The organism is Sulfuricaulis sp. (assembly GCF_041499725.1).
In the GTDB taxonomy this organism is placed as follows: Bacteria; Pseudomonadota; Gammaproteobacteria; order Acidiferrobacterales; family Sulfurifustaceae; genus Sulfuricaulis.
Genome location: NZ_JBGQKW010000109.1, coordinates 1 through 6,922, shown reverse-complemented (window position 1 = coordinate 6,922; position 6,922 = coordinate 1). Strand labels below are relative to the sequence as shown.

The 6,922-nt window shown below is 64.0% G+C and carries 6 protein-coding genes and 1 pseudogene; 2 read left to right on the top strand and 5 right to left on the bottom strand.

Translation table 11 applies throughout. The features are described 5' to 3' along the window. Positions 1–177, bottom strand: a pseudogene (locus tag ACC569_RS13370) (transcription elongation factor GreB); the annotation flags it as partial. Between the two features lie 68 nt (positions 178–245). On the opposite strand from ACC569_RS13370, the gene ACC569_RS13365 reads away from it, so the two are divergent. Then, complete coding sequence (locus ACC569_RS13365) at positions 246–485, top strand: sulfurtransferase TusA family protein (RefSeq protein ID WP_372524030.1); 240 nt, start codon at positions 246–248, stop codon at positions 483–485. 2 nt (positions 486–487) lie between these two features. Here ACC569_RS13365 and ACC569_RS13360 read toward each other — a convergent pair whose 3' ends face one another. The 4 genes from ACC569_RS13360 to ACC569_RS13345 all read right to left on the bottom strand — a co-directional run bounded on the left by ACC569_RS13360 (position 488) and on the right by ACC569_RS13345 (position 6,376). Beyond that, on the bottom strand, positions 488–3,619 hold the full coding sequence (locus tag ACC569_RS13360) for an efflux RND transporter permease subunit (RefSeq protein WP_372524029.1): 3,132 nt from the start codon (positions 3,617–3,619) through the stop codon (positions 488–490). Positions 3,620–3,782: 163 nt separating this feature from the next. Beyond that, positions 3,783–4,679: an efflux RND transporter periplasmic adaptor subunit gene (locus ACC569_RS13355; protein WP_372524028.1), complete on the bottom strand. Its 897-nt coding sequence runs from the start codon at positions 4,677–4,679 to the stop codon at positions 3,783–3,785. Continuing rightward, the gene (locus ACC569_RS13350; protein WP_372524027.1) at positions 4,676–5,917 is read right to left on the bottom strand and encodes a TolC family protein; all 1,242 of its coding nucleotides are present in this window, start codon (positions 5,915–5,917) and stop codon (positions 4,676–4,678) included. Before ACC569_RS13350 ends, ACC569_RS13355 begins: the two co-directional genes overlap by 4 nt. A 63-nt stretch (positions 5,918–5,980) precedes the next feature. After that, positions 5,981–6,376, bottom strand: a complete 396-nt coding sequence (locus ACC569_RS13345) for a hypothetical protein (RefSeq protein ID WP_372524026.1) — start codon at positions 6,374–6,376, stop codon at positions 5,981–5,983. An 85-nt stretch (positions 6,377–6,461) separates the two neighbouring features. On the opposite strand from ACC569_RS13345, the gene ACC569_RS13340 reads away from it, so the two are divergent. Beyond that, positions 6,462–6,922, top strand: a 461-nt coding sequence (locus ACC569_RS13340; RefSeq protein ID WP_372524025.1) for an MOSC domain-containing protein, incomplete at its 3' end; no start/stop codon positions are given.

Below are 6,922 nucleotides of genomic sequence, written 5' to 3'. Positions count from 1 at the left end.
GTAGATGTATTCGGCATTTTCCGAGCGATCGCCCTGGGCCGCCGCCTCCGACACCGCTTGCGTGACCTGCGGACGTTTCACGCGCCACAGGTAATCCAGTTCTTCGCGCAAGCGCGACGCGCCTTCCGGCGTGATGTAGGCAGAGCCCTTGGGTTGAGGAAGTCGGTTTCGGCCCATGCCGCGGGATTATATCCGGCCCCGGCAGCAAGATGAGGTAATATAGTGAAGACTATAGGGAGGGTGTTGTGAGCCAGGATAAACCTGACCGGACGGTGGATACCTCGGGCGAATGCTGTCCGGGACCGCTGCGCGAAGCCCACCGTGCGATCAAGACCATGCAGCCGGGCGAGGTGCTGGAGCTGATCTCGACCGACACCGGCTCGCGCATGGACATCCCTGCCTGGTGCAAACGCACCGGTCATAAACTCCTGCGCATGGAGGATGACGGCAAGACGTTCCGTTATTACGTGCGCAAACGCCCCTGAGTTCAGCGCCCGTTCCGTTTGGCGCGCGCTGCCTGCCACAGGAAATAGGCTGCCGGAATCACCGCCAGCGTCAGCACCGCGACGCTCAGCATGCCGCCGACCATGGGCGCGGCGATGCGCTGCATGGCCTCCGAACCGGTGCCGTGACTCCACAGAATCGGCAGCAGCGCCGCGATGATCGCGACCTTAGTCATGGTCACCGGCCGGATGCGCAGCAGCGCGCCTTCGACGACCGCTTCACGCACGTCTTCGCGCGTCAGTGTCTGTCCGCTTGCCGCGCGCGCCGTGCGGCGGCGCGCGAGCGCCTGATCGAGATAGGCGAGCATCACCACGCCGATTTCCACCGCGACGCCGCCGAGGGCGATGAAGCCGACCGCGACCGCCACCGACAGGTTATAGCCCAACAGGTAAAGCAGCCAGAAACCGCCGACGAGCGCCAGCGGCAGGGTGCCGATCACGATCAATACCTCCATGCCGTTGCGGAAGTTGAGATACAGCAGCAGCAGGATGATCACGAGGGTGAACGGTATGACGAGCTTGAGGCGATCAAGCGCGCGCTGCATGTATTCGAACTGGCCGGTCCACTGGAGCGAATAACCCGTGGGCAATTTCACCTTTTCCGCCACCGTCCGCTGCGCGTCGGCGACGTAGGAGCCGACGTCGCGGTCGCGGATGTCGATGTAAGTCCAGCCGGAGAGGCGCGCGTTTTCGCTGCGGATCATGTCCGGGCCGTCCACGACGCGGACGTCAGCGACTTCCGAGAGCGCGACCTGAATGCCGCTCATGGTCACGAGCGGTAGCGCGCGCAGGCGCGCGACCGAGTCGCGGATTTCCTGCGGGTAGCGGAGATTCACCGGATAGCGCTCGCGCCCCTCGATGGTTTCCGTGACGTTCATCCCGCCCACGGCCATCGCTACCGCTTCCTGGATGTCGCTGATGTTCAGTCCGAAGCGCGCGGCGCGGTAACGATCGATGCGCACGTCGGCGTAACGCGCGCCGGTAACGCGTTCGGAGTAGACGGATACGGTGCCGGGAACCGAACGGATCGCCTTTTCGATGTCCCGTCCGATGGCGTCGATCATGGCGAGCGACGGACCGGCGACCTTGAGACCGACCGGCGTGCGGATGCCGGTGGTGAGCATGTCGATGCGCGTCTTGATCGGCATGACGAAAGCGTTGGAGAGTCCCGGAAAGGCGGTGGCGGCGCTCATCTCCTGGATGAGTTTTTCCGTGGTCATGCCCGGCCGCCACTCGGATCGGGACTTGAGCTGGATCGTGGTTTCGAACATGGAAAGCGGCGCGGGATCGGTGGCCGTCTCCGCGCGTCCGGCCTTGCCGAACACGCTTTTCACTTCCGGAAAGGTTTTCAATATACGATCGGTTTGCTGCAGAATCTGCTGCGCCTTGCCCGAGGACAGTCCCGGCAGGGTGGTGGGCATGTACAGGATGTCGCCCTCGTCCATGTCGGGCATGAACTCGCTGCCGATTTTCATCACCGGATAGAGGCTGACCAGGACCAGCAACGCCGACACCCAGAGCACGGTTCCGGGCCGCGCCAGCACGCCGTTCAGCAGCGGCCGGTAAGCGTTGATGAGCCAGCGGCTCAGCGGATTTTCCAGTTCGCCCCGGATGTGCCCGCGGATGAAATAACCCATGAGCACCGGCACCAGCGTGATCGAAAGTCCCGCGGCTGCGGCCATGGCGAAGGTCTTGGTGAAGGCGAGCGGGGCGAATAGGCGGCCCTCCTGGGCTTCGAGCGCGAACACCGGCAGAAAACTGAAAGTGATGATCAGTAGTGAAAAGAAAAGCGGTGCGCCCAGTTCCTCGGTCGCCGTGCGGATGATGGCCCAGCGGTTTTCATCGGTGACGGTTTCCTTCTCCATGTGCTTGTGCACGTTCTCGATCATCACGATGGCGGCGTCCACCATCGCGCCGATGGCGATGGCGATGCCACCGAGCGACATGATGTTGGCGTTGATGCCCTGGTGCTTCATGACGATGAAGCTCACGAGAATGCCGATCGGGAGCGTGATGACCACCACCAGCGAGGATCGCAGGTGATACAGGAACGCGAGGCACACCAGCGCGACCACGATGAATTCCTCGATCAGCGTTCCGCGCAGATTGCCGACGGCGCGTTCGATGATGGACGAGCGATCGTAGGCCGGCACGATTTCCACGCCGGCGGGTAGGGTTTTCTTGAGATTTTCCAGCCGTGCCTTGACGGCGTTGATGGTGGCGAGCGCGTTCTCGCCGTGGCGCATGACGATGATGCCGCCCGCGACTTCGCCCTCGCCGTTGAGTTCCGCGATCCCGCGCCGCATTTCCGGACCGAGGCGGATGTCGGCGACGTGTTCCAGTAGGATCGGCGCGCCGGACGAGGTCACGCCGAGCGGCACGGCGCGCAGTTCCTTTTCACCCTGAATATAGCCGTGCACGCGCACCATGTACTCGGCCTCGGCCATCTCGATGACCGAGCCTCCGGTTTCGTGGTTGGCGTTCTCGATTGCCGTGCGCACCTGCTCCAGCGTCAGCCGGAACGCGCGCAACCGCGCCGGGTCGACGATCACCTGATACTGCTTCACCATGCCACCGACGGAAGCCACCTCGGCCACGCCCGGCACCGTGCGCAATTCGTACTTGAGGAACCAGTCTTGGAGCGCGCGCAGTTGTGACAGGTCGTGCTGGCCGCTGCGATCGATGAGCGCGTATTCGTACACCCAGCCGACGCCGGTGGCGTCCGGCCCGAGCGCCGGCCGCGCGCCGGCCGGCAGGCGCGGCAGCACCTGGCTCAGGTACTCGAGCACGCGCGAGCGCGCCCAGTAGAGATCGGTGCCGTCCTTGAACAGCACGTACACGAAGGATTCGCCGAACTGGGAGAAGCCGCGCACGGTCGTGGCGCCCGGCACCGACAGCATGGCGGTGGTGAGCGGATAGGTCACCTGGTCTTCCACCACCTGCGGCGCCTGGCCGGGGTAGCTAGTCTGGATGATGACCTGCACGTCCGAGAGATCGGGGATGGCGTCGAGCGGCGTGTGCTTGACGGAATAAATCCCGCCGGCCACGAGCAGCGCGGTGAACAGCAGCACCAGAAAACGGTTGTGGATCGACCAGCGGATGATGGCAGCAATCATGGGGTGTATTTCCTATTCCCCCTCTCCCGCATTAGTGGGAGGTGAGGCGGGTTAGGCACGAAGCGACTTAACGTCGCATCGTGCCGCCGAACGGGCGCACACGATTGTTGTGCGCCCCGGCGGGAAGAAGGGGAGAGGGGGAGACAACGAACGTTGGCGACAATCATGGCTTCTTTCCCTCATGATCGGCATGCGACTCCTCCGGTTTCGATTCCATGCGTTGGAAACTGGCTCGCACGCTGGCTTCGGAATCGATCAGGAACTGGCCCGAAACCACCACGGTGTCGCCTTCCTTCACGCCGCGGCGGATCTCGATCCAGTCGCCAGCTTCCTCGCCGATCTCGACCTCGACCGGCTGGAACCGTCCACCGCCAAGACCGAGGACCACGGCGTTGCGGCGACCGGTGCGGATCAGCGCCTCGCGCGGGACCATGATTTTCTGGCTGTCGAGACGCGCGCCCTGGATGACGACGTCGGCGAACTGGTTCGGCTTGAGCGCCTCGCCGGGATTCCGGACCAGCACACGCGCCTTGATCGAGCGCGCGCCGATGTCCACGTCGGAACTCACGCTTTCCACCACGCCTTCCCAGCGGCGTCCCGGCGCGTCGGGGACGAGCACCACCGCCGACATGCCGGTCCGCACCCAGCCGGCGCCGCGCTCGAAAATATCCAGCAGCACGTGCATGCCCCGGGCGTCCTGGAACAGGTAGCCCTGGGCGGCGAGCTCGCGCGTGTGCACGCCGCGTTCGACCCGGTAGGTGCGCACGCCGAGGCTGTTCACGATTTCCGGACGCACCGTGACGATGGGCGCGCCGGAAGCCGCGGTTTCTTCCTCGTAAACTGGCACCAGGTCCATGTCCATGAACGGCGATTTGCCGGGCTTGTCGCTGCGGTATCCCGGGACCATGGGATCGGTCCAGTAGAGCACCTTGCGTTCGGCGCCGTTGCCCGCGGTTTCCGCGGGCTGCTTGCCGGCGGTGAACAGGCGCCATCCTTCGACAGCGGCCAACAACGCCAGAATGACGCCAAGCACCGCGATAACGAGGTTTTTGTTTTTCATGACTGTTCTCCGGTGAGATACAGAAGTTCCGCCTGCGCCTTGGTGCGATCCACGCGCAGGCGCAGGTATTCGAGTTCGGCATCGAGCGACCTCATGAGCGCGTCGCGGTAATCCGACTGATCGCGCGCAAAACCGGCCACGGTGACCTGGGCCTCGCGGCGGGTGGCGGGGATCAGCCGTTCGGCGAAAATCTTTTCACGCTCGGTCAGGCCGTCGAGTTCGGCACGCAGCGAACGATCCATGGATTCGAGCTCGCGCCGCTTGTCGTCGAGCTCGAAACGCGCGCCGGCTTCCATCGTCTGTTTCTCGGCCAGCTTGCGGTCCTGGCGCTTGTTCCGGAACACGGGCAGGTCCAGCGTCACCATGGCGCTCAGCAGGTCGGGACGCTCGGTGCCGTCCGGCATCGGACGGCGGAAACCGTAGGAGACGTCGACCATCATGCCCGGCTTGTATTCCTGGCGCACCATCTCGACCTCGACGCGGGCCTCGTCGAGCATGGTCTGGGTGGCGATCCATTCGGGATGATGCGTGTAATCGAATGCGCCGGGCGCTTCCGGCAGCACCGGCAATTCGGCGGGCAGGGGCTGGTAGGCGGCGTCGCCGATCCAGCGCGCCAGTTGCGCCTGCAGGCGCAGCCTCTGTGCCCGGATCATGGGCGCGCGCTCGTCCACACGCGCCAGCGCCTGGCGCGATCTCAGCACCGACTGCTGGGTTTCTTGCGCCGCGCGGTAGCGCGCCTCGGCCGACTCCAGTTGTTTTTGCGCCAGCCGCCGCGACTCGTCGAGCGTGCGCAGCGACTGTTCCTGGAAATAGAGTTCGAGCCAGGCCTGGCGCACCTGCCGCAGCAGGTTGCGCTGCTCCATCTGCACCCGCGCCTGCTCGCGCGCCAGTTCCTTTTCCGCGCGCTCGGTCTTGAGCTTCAGTGTTTTGCCCGGCGGAAACGCCTGGCGCACGCCGACGACCGTCATGGTCATGTCTTCGCGGTTGAGACGATAGGAGTCCGTGGGAACGTTAGCCAGGCCCAGCGTCAACTGCGGGTCGGGCAGCCGGCCTTCGTATACCGCGCGCTCGGCGGCGGCAGAGGCGTTGGTGAGATGATGCTGGAGCCACGGCGCCTGTTCGAGGGCCAGGCGCTCGGTCTCGGCCAGCGTCAGTTCCGGGGCGGCGAACGCTCCGGACATGCCGGTGATCAGGATGAACACTATTCCCGCACAGCGGGACAAATTGGAAACGAACATGAAATCTCTCCTTGCAAGTCGTGAACAAAAAACGACAGACGCGCGGACGCGCGCGGGAGAGAGCTACAAGATCAGCGTGAGGTGTTGAATGTGAAGCGGTGGTGCCGGGAAATCCGGCGTGAAGAAATCGCGCCGCGGAGAGATGCTGTTATCCGGGAGCGCGACGGCAATGGGCAGTACGGTCAACAGCGCCGGCGTCACGGCCATGTCGCCGAATGCAACGGTTGCCGGTGAGTTGATATCGGGCATCTGGCAGCTCACCGCCGCGACCGGACCGCAGTCGTCGGCGTCCATGTTCATGCTGCCGTCATGCATGGGGCAGTGCACGGAGGCATGGTTCATCGGCTGGGATTGCGCCATGACGCACGGCGCCGCGCCCGCGACCAGCCACAGCGAAGCGATCGTGGCCAGCAGGCCACGGGCGATCGGCTTCAGTTTTCGACGGAACCAGTGCATCATGGTTTATAGTTTAGCCCTTGGCTGAGACGTCGTATACGTCTTTATGAACCGTCATATGAACCGACTATCCCCGAACGTAATTGGCATGACTTTGATCTCGATCAATGTCGGCCTCCCGCGTGAAATTCTTCATGGCGACCAGGCGATTACCACCGGCATTTTCAAGGCCCCGGTCGCCGGGCCGCTGTGGCTGGGGCGCCTGAATCTGGCGGGCGACGGCCAGGCGGACTTGCAAGTGCACGGCGGGGCCGACAAGGCCGTGTACCTGTATCCGTTCGAGCACTACGCCTACTGGGCCGGGGAACTGGGGCGCCATGATTTTTCCCACGGACAGTTCGGGGAAAATTTCACCACCGAGGGGCTTCTGGAGGATGAGGTAAGTATCGGTGATGTTTTCCAAATCGGCGGGGCACGAGTGCAGGTGACGCAGCCGCGCACACCCTGCTTCAAGCTTGGCATTCGCATGGGCGACAGAGTTTTTCCCGCGCGTTTCACATCAGCCAATCGCACCGGTTTTTATCTGCGCGTGCTGGAAGAGGGCAGGGT

Excerpts from the sequence above, each read along its gene's own strand:
- ACC569_RS13360 (WP_372524029.1), bottom strand. The coding sequence starts at position 3,619 with ATGATTGCTGCCATCATCCGCTGGTCGATCCACAACCGTTTTCTGGTG.
- ACC569_RS13350 (WP_372524027.1), bottom strand. The coding sequence starts at position 5,917 with ATGTTCGTTTCCAATTTGTCCCGCTGTGCGGGAATAGTGTTCATCCTG.
- ACC569_RS13355 (WP_372524028.1), bottom strand. The coding sequence starts at position 4,679 with ATGAAAAACAAAAACCTCGTTATCGCGGTGCTTGGCGTCATTCTGGCG.
- ACC569_RS13345 (WP_372524026.1), bottom strand. The coding sequence starts at position 6,376 with ATGATGCACTGGTTCCGTCGAAAACTGAAGCCGATCGCCCGTGGCCTG.